The 19,374-nt window shown below is 45.9% G+C and carries 14 protein-coding genes and 1 tRNA gene; 1 reads left to right on the top strand and 14 read right to left on the bottom strand.

Annotation, left to right across the window (positions count from 1 at the left end):
• Nucleotides 1-9: 9 nt before the first annotated feature.
• The 6 genes from C805_RS10745 to C805_RS0104630 form a co-directional block, all read right to left on the bottom strand.
• Entirely contained in the window at nucleotides 10-3,066 is a 3,057-nt protein-coding gene (locus C805_RS10745; RefSeq protein WP_016213855.1) for a beta-galactosidase, LacZ type, read from the bottom strand.
• A 195-nt stretch (nucleotides 3,067-3,261) separates the two neighbouring features.
• On the bottom strand, nucleotides 3,262-4,074 hold the full coding sequence (locus tag C805_RS10740; RefSeq protein ID WP_016213854.1) for a carbohydrate ABC transporter permease: 813 nt from the start codon (nucleotides 4,072-4,074) through the stop codon (nucleotides 3,262-3,264).
• Nucleotides 4,067-4,939, bottom strand: a complete 873-nt coding sequence (locus tag C805_RS10735; RefSeq protein WP_031200930.1) for a carbohydrate ABC transporter permease — start codon at nucleotides 4,937-4,939, stop codon at nucleotides 4,067-4,069. Before C805_RS10735 ends, C805_RS10740 begins: the two co-directional genes overlap by 8 nt.
• 190 nt (nucleotides 4,940-5,129) lie before the next feature.
• Nucleotides 5,130-6,524 (bottom strand): ABC transporter substrate-binding protein, encoded by a 1,395-nt coding sequence (locus C805_RS10730; protein ID WP_016213852.1) that lies wholly within the window; start codon nucleotides 6,522-6,524, stop codon nucleotides 5,130-5,132.
• Nucleotides 6,525-6,980: 456 nt separating this feature from the next.
• On the bottom strand, nucleotides 6,981-7,994 hold the full coding sequence (locus C805_RS10725) for a LacI family DNA-binding transcriptional regulator (protein WP_031200929.1): 1,014 nt from the start codon (nucleotides 7,992-7,994) through the stop codon (nucleotides 6,981-6,983).
• Between the two features lie 24 nt (nucleotides 7,995-8,018).
• Entirely contained in the window at nucleotides 8,019-9,860 is a 1,842-nt protein-coding gene (locus C805_RS0104630) for a L,D-transpeptidase family protein (protein ID WP_016213850.1), read from the bottom strand.
• A gap of 152 nt (nucleotides 9,861-10,012) precedes the next feature.
• On the opposite strand from C805_RS0104630, the gene C805_RS10720 reads away from it, so the two are divergent.
• Nucleotides 10,013-10,087, top strand: a tRNA-Pro gene (locus C805_RS10720).
• Nucleotides 10,088-10,247: 160 nt separating this feature from the next.
• Here the strand turns inward: C805_RS10720 and C805_RS10715 are convergent.
• The 8 genes from C805_RS10715 to hemZ all read right to left on the bottom strand — a co-directional run bounded on the left by C805_RS10715 (nucleotide 10,248) and on the right by hemZ (nucleotide 19,367).
• Nucleotides 10,248-10,922 (bottom strand): phosphatase PAP2 family protein, encoded by a 675-nt coding sequence (locus C805_RS10715; protein WP_016213849.1) that lies wholly within the window; start codon nucleotides 10,920-10,922, stop codon nucleotides 10,248-10,250.
• Nucleotides 10,923-11,459: 537 nt separating this feature from the next.
• Nucleotides 11,460-12,158, bottom strand: a complete 699-nt coding sequence (locus C805_RS10710; RefSeq protein ID WP_016213848.1) for a 5'-methylthioadenosine/adenosylhomocysteine nucleosidase — start codon at nucleotides 12,156-12,158, stop codon at nucleotides 11,460-11,462.
• Between the two features lie 55 nt (nucleotides 12,159-12,213).
• Nucleotides 12,214-12,711, bottom strand: coding sequence for an S-ribosylhomocysteine lyase (locus tag C805_RS10705; RefSeq protein ID WP_016213847.1), 498 nt, complete (start codon nucleotides 12,709-12,711; stop codon nucleotides 12,214-12,216).
• 31 nt (nucleotides 12,712-12,742) lie between these two features.
• Nucleotides 12,743-13,387 carry an HAD family hydrolase gene (locus C805_RS10700; RefSeq protein ID WP_016213846.1) on the bottom strand — a complete coding sequence of 215 codons (645 nt, stop codon included), beginning with the start codon at nucleotides 13,385-13,387 and terminating at the stop codon, nucleotides 12,743-12,745.
• A gap of 205 nt (nucleotides 13,388-13,592) precedes the next feature.
• Entirely contained in the window at nucleotides 13,593-14,477 is an 885-nt protein-coding gene (locus C805_RS10695; RefSeq protein WP_016213845.1) for a helix-turn-helix domain-containing protein, read from the bottom strand.
• A gap of 103 nt (nucleotides 14,478-14,580) precedes the next feature.
• Nucleotides 14,581-16,386, bottom strand: coding sequence for an aspartate--tRNA ligase (gene aspS / locus C805_RS10690; RefSeq protein WP_016213844.1), 1,806 nt, complete (start codon nucleotides 16,384-16,386; stop codon nucleotides 14,581-14,583).
• Between the two features lie 79 nt (nucleotides 16,387-16,465).
• Nucleotides 16,466-17,725 carry a histidine--tRNA ligase gene (hisS, locus tag C805_RS10685; RefSeq protein ID WP_016213843.1) on the bottom strand — a complete coding sequence of 420 codons (1,260 nt, stop codon included), beginning with the start codon at nucleotides 17,723-17,725 and terminating at the stop codon, nucleotides 16,466-16,468.
• Nucleotides 17,726-17,819: 94 nt separating this feature from the next.
• Nucleotides 17,820-19,367, bottom strand: coding sequence for a coproporphyrinogen dehydrogenase HemZ (gene hemZ, locus C805_RS10680; protein WP_016213841.1), 1,548 nt, complete (start codon nucleotides 19,365-19,367; stop codon nucleotides 17,820-17,822).
• Nucleotides 19,368-19,374 lie beyond the last annotated feature (7 nt).

Here is a 19,374-nt window from a genome sequence, read left to right as displayed (position 1 = left end):
GATCCCTCCTCATGGTAAACCTCTGAAACTGAATGTAAATTTCATGGGCCCGCTTACATCTGTCAGATATTCCGAATGCACTCTGGCTCCCCAGCTGTCATCTCCGCCAATACCCATCTGCTGTGAGGAAACCCGGACTACCGTGTAGTGGATTTCCGGCAGCTCATAGGGATGCTGCGCGGATTCCATCTCATGAGGCGTGTAGGGCAGAGCGGAAAAATTCATGTGATTTCCCGTAAACAGCATTCCTTTTCCGCGATTATCCGTAATTTTCGCCCAGCGTACCTCTGTTTTATTGCCGCATTCCTGAGGCACCAGATATTTTGCCAGGTTATCCGTTACTTTGTTGGCATAAACGCCCAGCTTTGCTCCGTGTTTCCGGTCCGCATAAGTTTCCGCAGGTCCGTTGCCATACCATTCCACATTCTCATAATCTGCATTAAACTTAAACATCACGCCGAATTCCGGCATATCTCCCAGTTCTTTTACCGGGTCATAAGACAGAGTGGCAGTAATAGTTCCATCCCCGAACACTTCATAGGAAAGGCTGCATTTACTTACTGGTGCGGTAGCCATGATATAATGATATGTAATCACCGCACTGTGTTCCTTTTCTTCCAGAGCAGGATTGGGATACTCTTCATCCGGCTGCAGATACAGACTGGCAAGTTTCCACTGAGCATAGCGCCCCGGCATATTGCTGCCATAGTCATTATCTATGGGCGCCCGCCAGAAATTGGGCATGGGAATCTGTTCTGTCATTTCCCTGCCGCCATAGCGGTAAGATACCAGTCCGCTTTTTAAAGTGCTGAACATGCATTCAAAATCACGTCCATGGACACCGATATTTAATCTTCCTTTAATAACTGTAATTTTCTCTGTTGTTTCAGCCGGAAGAACAACCCGTCCGGAATGTGCAGAGTTGGATTCTCCTGTCTCTTCTACCTGGAATACGCCCTGCCCGAAAGCTGTCTCATAACCTGCAGGCGCCCAGTCTTCTGCCTGTTTCAGCCGGAAAGATACGGTTACAGCATATTCTCCTGCTTTTTCCGGCACAGCCAGGGGCAGATCATAGGTTTCCTCACCAAGAGGTGGCACCTTAGTCTCAAGTGCGGCCTGCTTTATGAGTTTTCCTTCTTTTTCCAACAGAACCACACAGTCAAAACTGTCCGTATTCAGGAACAGATTTTTATTCTTTATCCGGACTTTGTCTCTGGAAACCTCTGCAGTAATATTCTGATAATTGAATTTTACTTCCTGCATTTTGGGAGATTCATCTCTCTCTCCGCCATAAACGATGCCGTTTCCGCTGAAATTATAGTCACAGGGACGCTCCCCGAAATCTCCGCCATACGCCTGGAAGCTCTTTCCGTAACGGTCTTTTTTCTCAATGGACTGGTCAATATAATCCCAGATAAATCCTCCCTGATACAGAGGTTCCGTATCCGTTAAATCTGTGTATTTGTGCATTGCACCGCAGGAATTACCCATGGCGTGGGTATATTCACAGCAGATAAATGGTTTGCTTCTGTCCTTTGCCAGAAAGTTTTTAATATCCTCCACGGAAGGATACATCTGGCTTTCCATATCACTGGTGTCGTTAAACCGACGGTCATGGAACAGGCCTTCGTAATGTACCAGTCTGGTGTCATCCAGTTTTCGGAACAGCCGGGACATTTCGTAAATAACCGGCCCGCCGAAGGATTCATTTCCGCAGGACCAGATAACAATCGCCGGATGATTTTTATCCCGCTGATAGCAGGAATTCACACGATCCAGCATCATGGGCTCCCATTCTCTGCGGTCTCCGGGAACAGCCGCTTCCATGCCCGCCTCTCCCCTGATGATGGGATCCCAGGAGCCATGGCTTTCCAGATTATTTTCAGCAATCATGTACAGGCCGTATTTATCACAGAGGGCATAAATTCTGGAATCATCGGGATAATGGCAGGTCCGGACTGCATTGATATTATTCCGTTTCATGGTCATAATATCCAGAAGAATTTCATCATCTGACACGGCACGTCCCGTTTTCGAACTGAATTCATGGCGGTTCACGCCCTTAAATACAATCCGTTTTCCATTGATGTGCATCATATGGTCAATCATCTCAAAACGGCGGAATCCCACCATCTGGGAAATCACTTCTGCTGTCTCTTCCTGAGGGTTTCGTACTTCCAGCACCAGTTCATAAAGGTTTGGTTCCTCGGCGCTCCAGAGAGCCGGATGTTTCACCGGAATTTTTATTTCAGCTTCATGGGCCATGTTCACTAAAGCCTGTGCCACTGTATCCTGTCCGTCCTTCAGGGTCAGTAAAACCTGTCCTGAACCGGAGCCTTTCAGGGTAACTTCCAGTTCCGCATCTGTGTATGTATCATCCAGCAGCGTTTTCACCCGGATATCCTGTATATGGGTTTCCGGCACAGTATACAGATATACGCTTCGATAAATACCGGAAAACCGGAAGAAATCCTGGTCTTCGCACCAGCTTCCCGCTGTCCATTTAAAGACCTGAACTGCCAGTTTGTTCTCTCCTTCCGTCAGATACGGGGTCAGTTCAAATTCTGAAGGAGTAAAGCTGTCTTCACTGTAGCCCACATAAGCTCCGTTCAGCCACAATGCCATACCGCTCTCCACACCCTGAAAAGAAATGTATACCGGCTTTCCTTTCATAACTTCCGGGACTGTGAAATATTTCACATAGCTTGCAACGGGATTGAAAAAGGAAGGAATCTCTCCCGGTTCAATCTGTTCCCGGCCATCCCAGGGATACTGTACATTGGCATACTGAGGGCTGTCATATCCTTCCATCTGGATATGAGCCGGAACCCTGATGTCTTTCCAGGAATTACAGTCATATTCTGCCGACTCAAAATTTTGAATGGCAGAATTATAATTTACGGCATACGCAAATTTCCAGAGTCCGTCCAGTGAATAGCGAAAACTGCTGTTTTTTTCTTCCAGCTCCTCCAGAGATCTGTAACAGATATGGTCTGAATGGGCTTCCAGCGTATTCTCTTTAAAAAACATGGGATCTTTCACTTTTTCATAATCAAACTGCGGCATATATTACCTCCAACATAATTTTATAATTTAAGGCTGCAGCAAAAGAAACGTCTGCAGGATATTGTCCGTAAACCTTTCTGTAAAACCATATCCTGTTTGTCTGACCTCTAATGCGGCAGCCTCCGTCCGGCAGGTGTGAGATTCTTTCTCCTCTCTTTCCTTACCGGCATAGTATAAACTGTATTTTAAATTTCATTACTTCACTGCACCTGTAATACCTTCTGCAAAGCTCTTCTGTAATAAGAAGAATATAATAATCGTCGGCATACTGCACAGCAGAACAGCTAACATCAGTACACCATAATCCGTTACATAACCTTCCGTCAGGTTCGCAACCAGCATGGGCATGGTGATGCTGGCGTCATCCAGCATAATTACCTTTGGCCACAGATAATTGTTCCAGGCATTCATAAAGGTAATCGTCATGGCTGCCGCATAGGTGGAACGCATGGTAGGAATAAACATCTTAAAAAAGATCTGCAGTTCATTCAATCCGTCAATTCTCGCCGCTTCAATAATATCATGAGGAAAACTTCTGGCACTCTGCCGGAACATCATAATCAGGAACGGCGTGGAAATGGTAGGCATAATAAACGCTGTTGTGGTATTCAGAAGCCCTGCTGAAGAAAACATCCGGAACAGCGGAATCATCGTTGCCACAAAGGGTACCATCATTCCCAGAAGCAGGATTGACATTACCGTGTCTTTTCCTTTGTCATGATAAATTTCAAATCCATAACCTGCCAGAGAGCAGATGACCAGGGCGCAAATGGTAAGCACAATGGCATATTTAAAGGAGTTCAGCATGGCCTCCTGCACCGGCGACTGGGCAAACAGAGCCTTCCAGTTATCCAGAAAAGCAGTTCCCGGAAGCATTCTTCCTCTGGTTACATCCACACTCTTATTTGTAGCTGCCATCAGCATCCAGTAAAGAGGAAATACTGATATCAGTGATACAATGATCAAAACAACATACATTAACGCATTGGCTCTTTTTGTTTTAGTCACGCTTATCACCTACTTTCATCTGAATAAATGCCAGAATTGCCACCAGGATAAAGATCAGGAAGGACATGGCTGCTGCGTAGCCGAAGTTCGGCACATATTTAAAGGATACATTATATATGTAGTGGGACATGGTAATCGTAGCGTTGGAAGGTCCTCCCTTTGTCAGGTTAAAGGACTCGTCAAACAGCTGCAATGTTCCGTTTGTCGACATGATTGCTGTCAGAAGAATCGTAGGTTTCAACAGCGGAACCGTAATCTTAAAAAATGTCTGCAGGGGATTTGCCCCGTCAATTTTTGCTGCTTCATATACAGAATATTCTATATTTTGTAATCCGGAAAGATAAAATACCATATTATATCCGGTCCATCTCCATATCAATGCTATAATAATTACAGCTTTTGCACTCCCGGCATTTCCCAGGAAATTATATCCCGTATTCAGGATTCCCAGTTTAATCAGAATTGAGTTGATAAATCCGTCTACACCAAACAGGGAACGGAAGATAATCGCGTATGAAACCAGTGACGTTGCACATGGCAGAAAAATCGCGGTACGGAACAGTCCTTTACACCGAAGATTTTTGTTGTTCAGCATCTGCGCCAGCATCAATGCCAGAATCAGCATGATGGGCACCTGAATAAGCAGATAAAAAAATGTATTTCCAAGAGATGTCATAAAGACTTTATCTTTAAACATCCTGACATAATTGTCAAGTCCGCCAAACCTTAAGTCGTTTCCTTTTCCTTTCTGCATGGACAGGATAAAGGCCTGAATCATGGGCCAGAAACTCATAACTGCAATCATGAGCGTCGCCGGCGTCAGGAAAGCCCAGCCGGTAAGGTTATGTCTTTTACTCAAAGACATTTTTTTCTTTTTGGGTTCACTTGTCTGACTCACATATTTACCCCCTTTAGTCTCAGTCGGGGGCAGCAACTGCTGACCCCCTGACTGCTTTTTATATGGCCCGTTTTATAAAGATAAAAAGGGCGTTTGTAGTATTTGCAGCACTGCAAACACTGGAATTTTACCACTTATGTAACAAGTGTTCTGACTTTTACTGCTCCATAAGTCCTTCTACGGTACCCTGTGCAATTTCAAGTTCAGAATCAATATCAGATCCGCCTACCACATTCTGGATGGCTGTTGCGATAGCGTCACGTGCTTCATAGTAATATACACCTGTATTGTTGCTTGGGCATTTGCTTGCATACTCAGTAATTTTCTTAAATACAGCATCTCCGCCGTAGAATTCAGAAGGCTCTGCGTATACATCGGAATCACCTGCCGGCAGATAAGTAGCTAAAGCACCGGAACTCGGAAGAATGTTTTCATACAGTTCAACACTTCCTGCAAAGGTAGATTTCAGGAAATCTTTTGCCAGTTCCATATTCTTGCAGTTGCTTGTGATAGCCCAGGAAGATCCACCGTTGTTGGAATAATTGGTTGCTCCTTCAACGCCAACCAGACTCGGCATATTGGTGAGCGCCCATTTTCCGCTCTGGTCTTCTGCAGACTGAATGGAAGCCATAATCCAGCATCCGTTGATGGTACCTGCTACTGTACCTGTTGTAAGAGTCTGAACATATTCATCCCAGCTGTTTACCAGCTTGCAGACACCGGTTTCCACCAGCTGCTGGTAAGTTTCCATAACTTTTTTCAGAGAATCATTGCCAACCATGTTGGGATTTCCTTCGTCGTCAAAGAGAGAAGCGCCGCAGGACTGCAGCATCATCATGATAACGTCAGATTCTGTGGACTGGCAGGAAAGCAGCGGCTGTCCGGTCTTTTCCAGAACAACTTTACCTTTTTCCAGATATTCATCCCATGTGATATCTGTGAAATCATCTACGGTAAATCCTGCTTCTTCCAGAACATCTGTACGATAACATGCCACAACGGTACCATTGTCAAAAGGAACACCATAGTTCTTGCCTTCTACTACGGAATAAGCAGTTTTTGCTTCACCAAACTGGCTGAAATCAACACCGCTGTCTGTTAAATCTGTGAATGCTTCCGGGAATGAAATTACATTCTTCTGGAATGCATTATCCTGTACCAGCATGATATCCGGCAGAGTGTCAAGAGCGCCGCCTGTTGCTGCTGTGGTCAGCTTCTTCTGAATATCATCCCAGGGAGTCTCAACTACGTTAATGTTGAATTCCGGATGATCCGCCTGATATAACTTGCCTGCTTCTTCCATTGCATAGATGTTGAATTTCGGGTCCCAGCACCATACGGTCAGTGTGTTCTCATCGCCGGCTGCCGCATCATCACCTGCTTCTGCGTCGTCGCCTGCTTCCGCGTCATCCCCTGCTGCATCGTCGCCTGTCTCCTGCTTGTCATCACCTGCATTTGCAGAGTTATTGCCGCCGGAATTGTTGCCGCAGCCGGCCAGCATGCTTGCGGACATTGCCACACAAAGTAATGCTGCTAAAAGTTTTTTCTTCATATTTGTTTCCTCCCATATTTTGTTTAGAACAACAAAATGCTTTTGTTGCGCAAGCGGTTGTTCTATGTTTTATAGTTTAACAGAGTAACAGATTGTTGTCAATGTCAACACTTTCTATATTTCCATTGTAGTTTTTGTATATTTTGTCTAACGGTTTTTCGTCAGTTTTACTACATTTTTCCATTGCGCAACCGTTTGCGCGCCTGAGATTACCTGTATTCTGTACAGTTCTACTGTGCAACTTTTTATCCGGTAACGTTACCATGCCTGTAAAACCGGCTTTTTTCCTTTCTTTTCCATTTTTACTAAAAAGCATTGGTAAATTTACCAATGCTTTTTAGTCTTATTTTACTTTATTTTTACCTGTATTTTTACTAAATCCACAAAGAATGAATGTGTGCATTTTCCGCACACCAGCGGATTATACAGCAATACGGGGCTGAAACATGTTGTGTTTTATTTTGTGGATTCTTTCAAAACCACCTCATAACCAAGTAAGGTCCGAAAATCTGTCTGTTTTCCTTCTACAGCTTCCAGTAATATTTTACATGCCACATTTCCAAGCTCCCGTGCGTCAAAGGACAGGGAAGTCACAGAAGGCAGATTATTTTCCAGAATCGTGCTGTCATAAAAGGAAGCCACCCGCATCTGATCCGGCACCTGAATGTTTTCCCGGCGCAGCTTGTTCAGCACATGAATGCACACTGCATCATCCAGACAGACAATACAGTCGGCCCCATGGGCCAGAAGACGTTCCACTCCCTGTTCAATCAGTATGTCCTTTTCCACATTGACACATATGATGTCTTTATCCAGGGCCATACCTGCTGCTTTGTGAGCCTCAATATAGCCCTGCAGGCGGTTCTGAGTCACCACATGGGATTCGATTCCTCCTATCAGCCCTATTTTTTTCATGCCTTTTAACAGCAGAATGGAAATCAGCTCCCGACAGGCGCTTTTATGGTCGTTATCTACCTGAATGACTCCCTGATAATTGGTGCTTCCCACTGTCACAAAGGGAATTTCCTGGGATTTCAGATATTCAATGTGGACGTCTTTGGTAAAGGTGCGCATAAGGATTACTCCATCCACTTTATGGTTCTCTATCATCCGTTCCAGCTGGGTGCAGTCATTTTCTTTTCCCAGGGTGAGCAGCACGTCGTAATCCATGCTCACAGCTGTCTCCTGTACCCCTGTCAGGCAGGTCTGAAAAAAAGGCAGGTCCACCACCGTGTAATCCTCCGGCAGCATAACGCCGATATTATAGGTCTTAAGCTGGGCCAGTCCCTTTGCCAGTACATTCGGTTTGTAATTATGTTCCTGAATGTATTCCAGCACCCGTTCTTTTGTCTCTTTCCCTATCCTTCCTTTTCCGGAAATTGCTCTGGAAACTGTGGTTTTCGACACCCCCAATGCCTCTGCCACGTCTGAAATGGTTAATTTTTTCTCGTACTCTTTCGTATGTTCCATAACCTCACCCCGCAAAATTTTCCACTATTCTTTTTCTTTCTCCTTCTCCAGTTTTTCTATTTTCACCTCGGCCTCTGTCAGAATATTGTAGTTGGTTACTTTACTGCGGGCAGCCTCTGACAGTTTGTTGTACTGTTTGCGAATATTTTTAATGGTATCTTTCATATCCAGTGTGATTTTCTGTCCCGCAAGCTGGTTAATGGCATCAATCACCGGCTGGGCTTCTGCCTGCGCCTGCTGATCGGCAGCCGCTTCCGCTTCCAGCTGCCCGATTCTCGCCTCTGCTTCTTCCAGCACATTATAATTGCTCACATAGCCTCTGGCTCCGCCATCCAGCCCATTGTACTGATTTCTGGCATTTGTAACAGCTTCCCTGCTGTCCAGGGTAATTTCTCCCAGGGAGGCAATCAGCTCTGTCACCACTGCCGCAGCGTCCTGCTGTTTCGCCTTGGCACTTTCCGAACCCGGAAGCTGGTACACAAGCACCGGGCATCCGGCTTCTATATTATCATACAGTGTCTTTGCCGCATTGTAGGGCATATTGATACAGCCGTGGGAACCTCCTCTTTTATAGTAGTTTCCCCCGAAATCCCTGCGCCAGTTGGCGTCATGAAATCCAACTCCGCCGTTAAAGGGCATCCAGAAATCCACCGGTGTGGCATACCCTTCTCCCCGCAGTGTTTTATCCAGCTGTTTGTAATACAGGCCGAAAGCTCCCGGAGGGGTACTCCAGCCTTTGGCGTCATTTCCCGATACAAAATCTGTCTCTAACACCAGAGAACCGTCTTTGTAATAATGCAGATGCTGGGCGGTCAGGTTTACTTCCACATATGTACTGCCGTAATCATTTCCTCCCCGGCTGTTGGCGCGCTGAGCATATTCCGGCTCTCTGGAAAGGGTTTCTCCTTTTTTGATATTTCCTCTCAGTGCTTCTGCTTCTTTTTCCTGGTCTATCTTCCAGCCGTAATCGCCGCCGCTTACCGTAACACTGGCGCCGTAGGAAGATGCCAGTGATTTGGATTTTCCGGCAGTGTTGTAAGTATCCGCCAGGCCTGCCACATATTCTTCTATTTTTTTCCTGGAAAGTTTTGCTTTATATTCGTCATTTACTGAAATCCACTGGCTGATGGTTTTTCCGTCCAGAACCTCCTGACTGTCTCCAAAATCGTAGGTGATCACAGCCCCTGCGTACCGGTTCATGGTTTCCGCCAGTTTTATAACTTCTTCTGACTCCTGTGTATATTCCGGCTTCACATAACAGTCTTTTTCTGCCAGAACCATATGTTCCTGCAGGTTCAGAATGGCCTCTTCCAGCGCCTGAAGAAACTGCTTTTCTTCTATTACAGTACCTTCTTCCTCCGGAATGATATGGTATCCGTCTTTTTCAGAATATTCAGAAATAATGGCGTTTTCTGCCTTAATCATCTGATCTTCATCCATCAGTTCCAGCTCTTTTATAACCTTCTGCAATGCTTCCTCGTTGTAATCCACCATGGTTTCCAGCTCTACCCTGGATTCCCGGAACAGGGACATGGGCCAGGCAAATCCATTCTGGCTGAGTAATACACCCTGCAAACTTCCGTCAAATACAGGCTTCAGGTTAATGTCGCAGCCTTCAATTATTTCTTCTTTTCCTTCTGCCGGTTCCAGCCGAATCGTATATCCGTCGATTTCATTTTCAATAAGCTGTTCCATTGCCCTGGGAGTTTTTCCGGAAGCCTTTACACCGTTTATAGTGGTTCCGAACAGGTAATGACTGGTGAAAAATGCTGCAAATCCCAGATATATTGCCAGAAGCACCAGAAAAATGCTTCCTGTAACCACAAGTGCCATCTGCTTCATTGATAATTTCTTTAATGTTTTCATATGTTCTGCCTCTCTTTAATCTGTCGTATCATGAAAAGATTCATTATACTAATGTCTATTATAATTCTATTTCTGTTAAAGTCAAATAATTTCAATTTTCAATATTTAACAGTTGATTTTTTATTTTTTCCATGTTATAATAGGAGAGCATTCGGGGTATGGCTCAGCTTGGCTAGAGCGCACGGCTGGGGGCCGTGAGGTCGCAGGTTCGAATCCTGTTACCCCGATTCTTTTTATGTCACAGGAAATTATAATCACAAAGTCATGGTGCGTTACAGTGCCATGGCTTTTTTGTATTCTGAAAATGGCCGACTCTCATGGATACAGATAAAACAGCCGCCTGGGGATTTCCCTCAGGCGGTCTGCATTATGGGAGTTTTCTCTCTTTTATATTTCTCTGTACTGTCTCTTGTATACACGTCTCCTGCCGGCGAGCAGTTCGCCACCATATACCAGCGTGTACATCACAAGGGCCGTAATACATGCGGTAATCACATCAAACACGGAATGCTGTTTTAAAAACATGGTGGAGGCAACGATAGATACCATCAGTACAAAAGAAATCCTCCGAACCCATTTTTTCTCTTTCAGCTGTTCACTGTGCATAAGGGAAAGATGCACACCGATGGAATTATACACATGAATGCTGGGAAACAGATTGGTAGGGGTATCTACCATATACAGCCCTTTCACCATCGTTACAAATATATTGTCCCGTTCAAATACCCTTGGGCGCAGGTAATGGCCATTGGGATACACCGTGGACACCACCAGAAAAACCGTCATTCCCACAAACAGAAAAATGCATAGTTTGTAATAATCCTGTACATTCCGGAAAAAGAAAAATGTAATTGCAAGGGCCACATACCCAAACCACAGCAGATACGGAACGATAAATACCTCCATAAAAGGTATGTAGTCATCTATCGGCATATGAATTACATGGAAACGCCTGGTCACCGTTTGTTCCAGGTAAGCAAACCATGCCAGATAAATCAGCAGATAAGATAAAATCCACCCATGCCGATAACGATAAAAAAAGTCTTTTACTGTCTCTTTCATTCAATCATCACCCTGAACCTTTTCATTTCCCTTCCTGTTTTGCGGTCAGACGAAAAACTTCTGCCGCTTTGGGTTATCTCACTGGATTATAGCACAGGAAATCCGGAGAAACAACGGATTTTTTCCGAATTAAGAATTTCTTTATAACTTTCATTCCCCGCCGGTATGGAGTGCACGCTTTAGTGTGACAGGGTATTTCCTGTAAGAGAACAAAGCGGACAGGTCCGCAGGGGCTCCCTGAATCCCTCACTCATAAGGGACCTGGACACTTTGCTGCGCCATTTGCGGTGCGTCAGAGCATACGCAGTATGCTGAACGTATCGCGTTTTAGCACAATTGCGAAGCAATATTTTACCTCTTGTGCGAGTACCCTCGCTTCGCTGGGGCAGACCCTGCGCATATTATTTTTTATCTTATGGGAAATTCTTTCACACGTTAGTGCGACAGGGTATTTCCCATAAGATAAAAAAATCAGAAGTCCGGCAGTTCCTTTCTCTGCTGAACTTCTGTTATATATGATCTCCTGTTTTAAATCTTCTATATTACAGGGAGCATATGCTCCACAAGAGCTGCTGAATGAACTGCCGCCGCTTTTTCAAATGAAGGATAGTCCATCTCTGCACTGTCATCGGCTTTATCTGAGATTGCCCGGATGATAACAAAGGGCACATGATTCAGATATGCGGTATGGGCAATAGACGCTCCCTCCATTTCCACACAAAATCCCTGGAAATTCTCTATAATCCTGTTCTTTACCCCTTTGTCACTGATAAACTGATCTCCGCTTACCACTCTTCCCTGATAAACTTCAATATCCGGGTTCACTTCTTTACAGCAGTTCACTGCAAGCTGCACCAGCCTGTCGTCTGCCGGAAATGCCAGACAGCCCAGCTGGGGAACCTCTCCCAGAGGATACCCAAATACCCGCACGTCCACGTCATGGTGGAGTGCATCTGTGGATACCACAATATCTCCGATATTGATCTCATTTTTCAGAGAACCGGCAACTCCCGTATTGATAATATGAGTTACTTCAAAGCAGTCGCATAAAATCTGTGTACAGAGTGCCGCATTTACCTTGCCGATTCCACTCCGGACAACCACTGTCTCTGTTCCGTTCAATGTTCCTTCCAAAAACTCCATAGAGGCTTTCTCCACCCTGCGGCGAATCTGCATGGCCCATTTCAGCGCTTCCACTTCCAGCTCCATGGCGCCGATAATTCCAACTTTTTTCATTCTGTTCTCCTGTTGCCGGATAATACCGGCCTCTTTGCCCGATTCCGGTCCGTTTCTATTCCATATCCTCTGTTTTTTCCGGATAAATCAGATGCTCTTCATCTATTTTATACAGTGTGTTTTCCAGATAACGGTTTGCCACATAATTGGTCATGGCAAGGTTGTGATCCAGATAATTGCCGCAGTCTAACGCACGGGCTCCTGGTATCTCTCCACGGAAATCCCGGATAAATTCATACATTCCTGTGATTAATTTCACAATATCCCTGGATTCATAATCTCCTGCCATCAGCAGATAGCAGCCGGTACGGCAGCCCATGGGCCCAAAATAAACGATTTTATCTTTATATTCCGGATCATTGCGCAGATATGTGGCTCCCAGATGTTCCAGGGTATGCATTTCCGCTGTGTTCATTACAGGTTCATCATTGGGGGATGTCATACGCAAATCAAAGGTAGTCACCACTTCTTTTCCGATATGATCTTTCCGGGAAACATAAATTCCCGGCTCCAGCTTCACATGGTCTATGGTAAAGCTCGCAATTTTTTCCATTGTCAGTTCTCCCTTCTCTGTGTGTTTTCTTCTATTGTTCATTAAAAATTTCTTCTACCACCTGAGGAAGCCGGGCCAGATCTGTAATAGCCGGTACTTCCGCCTGAATGGTTCCATATCCGTTTTCTGCATGAATAAAAGGAATTCCTGCTTCTTCTGCAGCATAGTAGTCTCCCTGAACATCTCCCACATAAACGGCCCTGTCCAGACTGTTCCGCTCTACCACCATACGAATATTGCGGCCTTTCTCTCTTCCGGTTCTTCCAAAACATTCAAAATCATCAAAATATTTTTCCAGTTTGTGATATTCCAGGAATGCTTCAATATAACCTGCCTGACAGTTGCTTACAATACTCAAATGGTAACCGCAGTCCCGCAGCTGCTGCAGCGTTTCTTCCAGCCCTTCCACCAGAATACCCCCATGGCTTCTGATATGTTCATTTTCCTTCTTACAGCAGTATGCCAGCATTTCCCTCCGGTCTTTCATCGCAAATTCAGAAAAAAGAATATCTGAAATCTCATACATGCTCTTTCCCATGACGCCCTGAATCATTTCGGCTGTAATGGGTTTTTCGATATCGAAATGTTCATCCAGCGCCGCCTGCCAGGATATTGCCACTTCTTCCGATGAATCCCACAGGGTTCCATCCAGATCAAATATAATCCCTCTTTTCATAATTCATGATTCCTCCTTCTGCACCGGCTGTATGCCAATACATTTTTCCATGCAGAGACCCGAAAATCCTGCAATTGCCGCCTGCTGACAATAACAAATGGTTTTCGGGTTCTTTATCATCTTCGACTATTTAGCCTATATTCTATCATGTTTTTTCTGCAAAGTCTATATGGCATTTTAAAGGAAATCAAAAAATTATCCGCCTTCATTTCCGGCCGCTTAAAATAAGCGCCGCGATTCCGCAGAGCAGCCCGCCCACAGGCCAGACAACCCAGCAAATCTTCCAGAGGTCAAACACAAATCCCAGCACCAGAAAGATGCCGGCGGCAGTCATCATAATGCAGCCGCACCAGACGCCCACGCGCGTATTTTTCCCTTTCTGTTCCGGACTGTTTTCCTTATTATATATGTCCACCTGGTATTTTTCTTTTCCCATCCCGGCATAGACAAGCACGCCGATTCCCAGAGCCACCAGCAGAAGAAAGATTCCCTGGTAAAATTCATCTCTCATTCCTGCCCTCAGAGGAAATTCATCTCCGTTCATACCGATCAGCGCTCCAATCAGTATGATACCGATTCCTGTGGCAATCCATCTGGGAAACTGCTGTTCAAATGTTTCCTTTTCCGCCGAAGTATAAAAATCCGGAATTACCGGATGGTTTTTCCGGTAGATATCATGCTCCATCCCGGCCACCACCAATACCAGAACCGCCACCACTGCCATGGCCATAAAAATCAGATTGGATAATACTTCCGGCCTCTGAAACCCCTCCAGTATTTCATACACTGCTGTTCCAAGAATCAGGAATGTTACCCCAAAGGTAATTTTCCTTCTTCTCTTTTCCATATGATTCTCGTAGCCCTGACTGTCAGATGTCTCCAGAACTGCCGCGTCCTTTCGCAGCAGTGTGTCCATGTCACAGGAAAACAGATCACACATCTGGAGAATTTTCTCCATCTCCGGAAAAGAAGCTCCTGCCTCCCATTTGGACACGGTCTGTCTGGAAACTTCAAACTGCTCCGCCAGCTGCTCCTGTGTCAGATTCTTCTGCTTTCTGTAAAACTGCAAATTTTCTCCGAATACGTTCATATCATTTCACCTTTCTGTTTTTGTTCCTTCTGCGCTTCCGGTGAATTTATCTTACTGTATTCTGCATGTAAAGTCTGCCGATTTCCTGTTGCATTTAAAAATTTTAATGTAAAGTTGCGGTTGCATCAGGGCTTTTAACTGACAATGACAGTTCTTCTAACTGCTTTTCCTCCACGGTACCCGGCGCCTCGGTCATCAGACAGGAAGCGTCTTTTACTTTGGGGAAGGCAATCACATCACGGAGAGAATCGCAGTGTACCATCAGCATAATCATACGGTCCAGTCCGTAAGCCAGGCCTGCATGAGGCGGAACTCCATATTTAAAAGCGTTTAAGAGAAATCCAAACTGCTCATAAGCCCGTTCTCTGGTAAAGCCCAGCACTTCCAGCATTTTCTCCTGAATATCATCCTGATGGATACGGACAGATCCGCCGCCCAGCTCTGTGCCGTTCAGCACAATATCGTATGCTTTGGCGCGCACTGCCCCCGGATCGGAGTCAATCAGGTGCCAGTCTTCTTCCATGGGCATGGTAAAGGGATGATGGGCCGCCATATACCTGTTTTCCTCCTCCGACCACTCCAGTAAGGGGAATTCTGTCACCCACAGGAAATGATACTTGTTTTTGTCGATCAGTCCCAGTTCCTTTCCCATTTCCAGCCGGATGGCTCCCAGCACATTCCAGACAATTTTATTCTTATCTGCCGCAAACAAAAGCAGGTCTCCCGGTTCCCCTTCCATTTTCTCCACCAGGGCTTTCAACGTATGCTCCTCCATAAATTTTGCAAAGGAAGACTTATACGTTCCGTCTTCATTCACTGCAAGATATGCCAGCCCTTTTGCACCGCAGCCTTTTGCAAATTCCACCAGCTTATCTATTTTTTTCCGGGGCATGGCTCCCTGGCCTTTTACATTCAGTCCCCGGACAGAACCGCCGTTTTCCAGCGCCCCGGTAAACACGCCGAATCCGCAGCCTTCCACCACGTCTGAAACATTCACCAGTTCCATGCCGAACCTGGTATCCGGCTTGTCGCTTCCATACCGGTCCATGGCTTCCTGCCAGGTCATTCTGGGAAGAGGCAGGGATACGTCCACGCCCATGGCTTCTTTAAAGACATACTGCAGAAGCCGCTCGTTTATCTCCAGTACATCATCCACATCCACAAAAGACATTTCCATATCCACCTGGGTGAATTCCGGCTGACGGTCCGCACGCAAATCCTCATCCCGGAAACATCTTGCAATCTGGAAATACCGGTCATATCCGGAACACATCAGAAGCTGCTTAAACAGCTGAGGGGACTGGGGCAGTGCGTAAAATGCTCCCGGATGCACCCGGCTGGGCACCAGATAATCTCTGGCTCCTTCCGGTGTGGATTTTGTCAGTATGGGAGTTTCTATTTCCAGAAATCCTTCCTGCTCCATAAAGTTGTGCAGCAGCATGGATACTTTGCTTTTCATCATCATATTACGCTGAATATCCGGTCTGCGCAAATCCAGATAGCGGTAACGCAGCCGGAGATCTTCCTTTGTCTGGGAATCTTCCTCAATGGGGAAAGGGGGCGTCTCAGACTCTGAAAGGATACGGATATCTTCGGCAATCACCTCAATATCTCCGGTCTTCAGATTTTCATTCACTGCCGCAGTCCTCTTAGCCACAGTTCCTGTCACCGCCACCACATACTCGCTCCGCAGAGACTCCGCTTTTGCAAATCCTTCGCTGCCCACTTTGGGTTCGTCGAATACAATCTGAAGCAGCCCGGAACGGTCCCGCAAATCTGCAAAAATCAGGCTTCCCAGGTTTCTTCGTTTCTGTATCCAGCCCATCACGGTTACCTGCTGGCCGATATTGCTGCCGGAAACCTCTGTACATCTGTGGCTTCTGTGTAATCCTTTCATTGATTCTGCCATAATTCTTCCTCCTGAAATTAATTCTGCTTTTACTATTAACTTATCTGTAAGATATTAACGGTAATTCTTATCTTCATCCTTAACGGTTAAAAAATTCCTTTATCTCCGTATAGCCCTCCGCTGTCAGTTTTTCCTTCTGGAATTTTTTGTTTTTGTTCATACGGGCCACCAGAACCTGCTTTCCTGCTTTCCGCTCCTTCTGAGCCTGAGCTGTCACCTGGGCCAGTTTCTCCCCCGGATAGTTCTTTTCAATCAGGTATGCAATTTTTTCTGACCGTCCCGGAACCTGAAAACCACTTTCCAGCAGCAGCAGAATAATCCGTTCAAACCCGATGGAAAATCCGCAGGCAGGCACGTCGTTTCCGGTAAACTTCCCAATCATCTTATCATAGCGTCCGCCTCCGCCGCAGCTTCCGCCAAATTCCGGCATGGCGATTTCAAAAATAGTTCCTGTGTAATAAGACATGCCCCGCACCAGTGTGGGATCGAAAACCAGTTTAAAATCGGCCTCTCTGGTTTCGTTTACACATGCCGCAATTTCTTTCAGGCTGTCTGCCACTTCCTGTTCCAGGAAATCTCCCAGCTGTTCTGCCAGGTAAGAGACCCCTTCCGCCACATCTTCTTTGCCCTGGATATGCGCAAACAGCTCCAGGTATTTTTCTGTGGCTGCCTTCTCAAATCCGCTTTTTTCCAGTTCCTGTGCCACGCCCTCCGGACCAATCTTGTCCATTTTGTCCAGAATAATAAACACCGTGTCATAAGAATCTTCGGGAAATCCGCTGTAAGCTGCCATAGCTTTCAAAATTCGCCTTTCATTGATACGAATCTGGAAATTTTTGAAGCCTAACCTGCCAAGTGTGGTTGTGGTTGCAAGAATCAGTTCAATTTCTGCAAGATTTCCTGCCTCTCCCAGGATATCAATGTCACACTGCATGAACTGGCGGTATCTGCCCCGCTGGGGGCGGTCTGCCCGCCACACATTTCCTATCTGCAGCGCTTTGAAAGGCGCCGGCAGATTGTTGACATTATTGGAATAAAATCTTGCCAGCGGCACCGTCAGATCGTAACGCATTCCGAAATCCACCACATCATTTTCTGTCCGGGCATTTTCCAGGTTCAGTTTTTCTCCCCGTTTCAGTACCTTAAATATCAGCTTTTCGTTCTCGCCTCCCTGTTTGCTGCTGAGATTCCCTATATTCTCCATACAGGGAGTCTCGATGGGCGTAAAACCAAAACTCCGGTAGGTATCTTTGATTACATTTATCACATAATCCCGAATTTCCATTTCTTCCGGTAAAATATCTTTCATGCCGTTTACAGGCTTTTTCGCCAGTGCCATTTCTTTTCCTCCTTCAGATTCTCTTCCGCTGTCTTTTTTCCTTCTGCAGGACCCGTAACCTTTCCTGCATTCCCGTGTTCCATATCAATTCCTGTCATCCCTCTAACAGCTTACGTTTCCGTTCTGTCATTTCGCCGATTCTTTCCATATACTGGCTCACATCTTTCACATTCTCACACCGCTCAATCCGTCCGTCTTCATAAAGGCGTTTTGAAATACTGCCGGCGCCCAGGGCCAGAATATCCTGTTTTTCCTCCATCATCAGAATATTATAAAGTCCTGCTTTTCCTTCCCTGGCATATCCCACGTTTTCAAAATTCCCGGCCATGTTTTTCTGCCGGTACAGGTAATAGGGAAACAGCCCCATGTTTCCTGCATAAGATGACGTCATCTCAATGATTTCCCAGCTGTTGTTCATCCCCATGTCTCTGTAATCTTCTGCAAACATGTTCATCCGCGCCGCCCGTTTGATGGCAAGGGAATGAACCGTCAGATTGTCCGGAGCCAGCTCCTGAATCTGCTCAAGAGTATTTCTCACATCTTCCATGGTTTCCCCGGGCAGTCCCAGAATCAAATCCATATTGATGTTGTCAAATCCCATTTTCCTGGCCAGCCGGAAACTCTCTGTGGTCTGCTCTGTGGTATGGCGGCGCCCGATGAGATCCAGAGTTTCCTGCTTCATGGTCTGAGGATTGATGGAAATTCTGGAAATTCCATGTTCCCGCAGCACTTCTAACTTTTCCTGCGTAACACTGTCCGGCCTTCCCGCCTCCACCGTGTACTCCAGCAAATCCGAAAAATTAAAACATATTTTTATTTTTGTCAGAAGCCTGTCCAGCTGCCGGGGAGACAGGGTGGTGGGTGTTCCCCCTCCTATATAAATGGTATTTAATTTCCTGCGGCTTAAGACAGAAGCCGTAAATTCCATTTCTGTCTCCAGTGCGCTCAGATACTCGTCCACCCGTTCCTGCCACCTGCCAATGGGCGATGAGGAAAAGGAACAGTAAGAACAGATGCTGGGACAGAAGGGAATGCCCACATAAAGGCTGTAGCCATCCCTGTAATCAATCTGTTTCAAAAGCTCCAGCTCCCGTTTTGCAATCTCAATACTCAGGCTTATTTTCTGCTCTGACGCAAAATAAGTGTCTGCCATATAAGTCCTGATTTCCTCTTCCTCTTTTCCCTGTTCCAGCATGGACATGGAAATTTTCACCGGCCGGATACCGGTAAGGCTGCCCCAGGGCAGTGTTCGTCCGGTATATTCTGACAGCATTTTATACAGCGTCTGTTTTAACCGGTCCTTTGTCATTTTCCGGTCTGAAAAATCTGTTTCCACCTGTTTTGCAGCCCCAGGGCGGTAACCTCCCGCCTCATAAGCCAGTCCTGGCTTTTCACCGGAAGGGATTTCTGTCTCTGCCGGAGGAAGATACAGGGATATTTTCACCATTCCCCCAGAAGAACCTGGCTCTGTTCCCTCTTCATACACAATCTCCATATGAAACAGAGGGGTCTGTTCCTGCTCCAGCCTGCTGATTTTCTCCGAGTCTGCAAATACCTTTACCTCTTCTCCTGCAAAAAATGCTTTGACCAGAGAATGAATATCGTATTCAAACTCTGCTTTATTTAAACATACGGTTATCATATAATGC

This window comes from Eubacterium sp. 14-2, from assembly GCF_000403845.2.
GTDB lineage: Bacteria > Bacillota > Clostridia > Lachnospirales > Lachnospiraceae > Petralouisia.
This window is presented reverse-complemented; position numbering and strand designations above follow the sequence as displayed.

Coding starts and splice junctions, on each gene's coding strand:
- C805_RS10710 (WP_016213848.1), bottom strand. CDS start 12,158: ATGAAAAAAGTTGGAATTATCGGCGCCATGGAGCTGGAAGTGGAAGCG.
- C805_RS0104630 (WP_016213850.1), bottom strand. CDS start 9,860: ATGAAAACATTAAAGAAATTATCAATGAAGCAGATGGCACTTGTGGTT.
- C805_RS10700 (WP_016213846.1), bottom strand. CDS start 13,387: ATGAAAAGAGGGATTATATTTGATCTGGATGGAACCCTGTGGGATTCA.
- C805_RS10695 (WP_016213845.1), bottom strand. CDS start 14,477: ATGAACGTATTCGGAGAAAATTTGCAGTTTTACAGAAAGCAGAAGAAT.
- C805_RS10730 (WP_016213852.1), bottom strand. CDS start 6,524: ATGAAGAAAAAACTTTTAGCAGCATTACTTTGTGTGGCAATGTCCGCA.
- C805_RS10735 (WP_031200930.1), bottom strand. CDS start 4,939: ATGTCTTTGAGTAAAAGACATAACCTTACCGGCTGGGCTTTCCTGACG.
- aspS (WP_016213844.1), bottom strand. CDS start 16,386: ATGGCAGAATCAATGAAAGGATTACACAGAAGCCACAGATGTACAGAG.
- hisS (WP_016213843.1), bottom strand. CDS start 17,725: ATGGCACTGGCGAAAAAGCCTGTAAACGGCATGAAAGATATTTTACCG.
- hemZ (WP_016213841.1), bottom strand. CDS start 19,367: ATGATAACCGTATGTTTAAATAAAGCAGAGTTTGAATACGATATTCAT.
- C805_RS10715 (WP_016213849.1), bottom strand. CDS start 10,922: ATGAAAGAGACAGTAAAAGACTTTTTTTATCGTTATCGGCATGGGTGG.
- C805_RS10705 (WP_016213847.1), bottom strand. CDS start 12,711: ATGGAAAAAATTGCGAGCTTTACCATAGACCATGTGAAGCTGGAGCCG.
- C805_RS10745 (WP_016213855.1), bottom strand. CDS start 3,066: ATGCCGCAGTTTGATTATGAAAAAGTGAAAGATCCCATGTTTTTTAAA.
- C805_RS10725 (WP_031200929.1), bottom strand. CDS start 7,994: ATGGAACATACGAAAGAGTACGAGAAAAAATTAACCATTTCAGACGTG.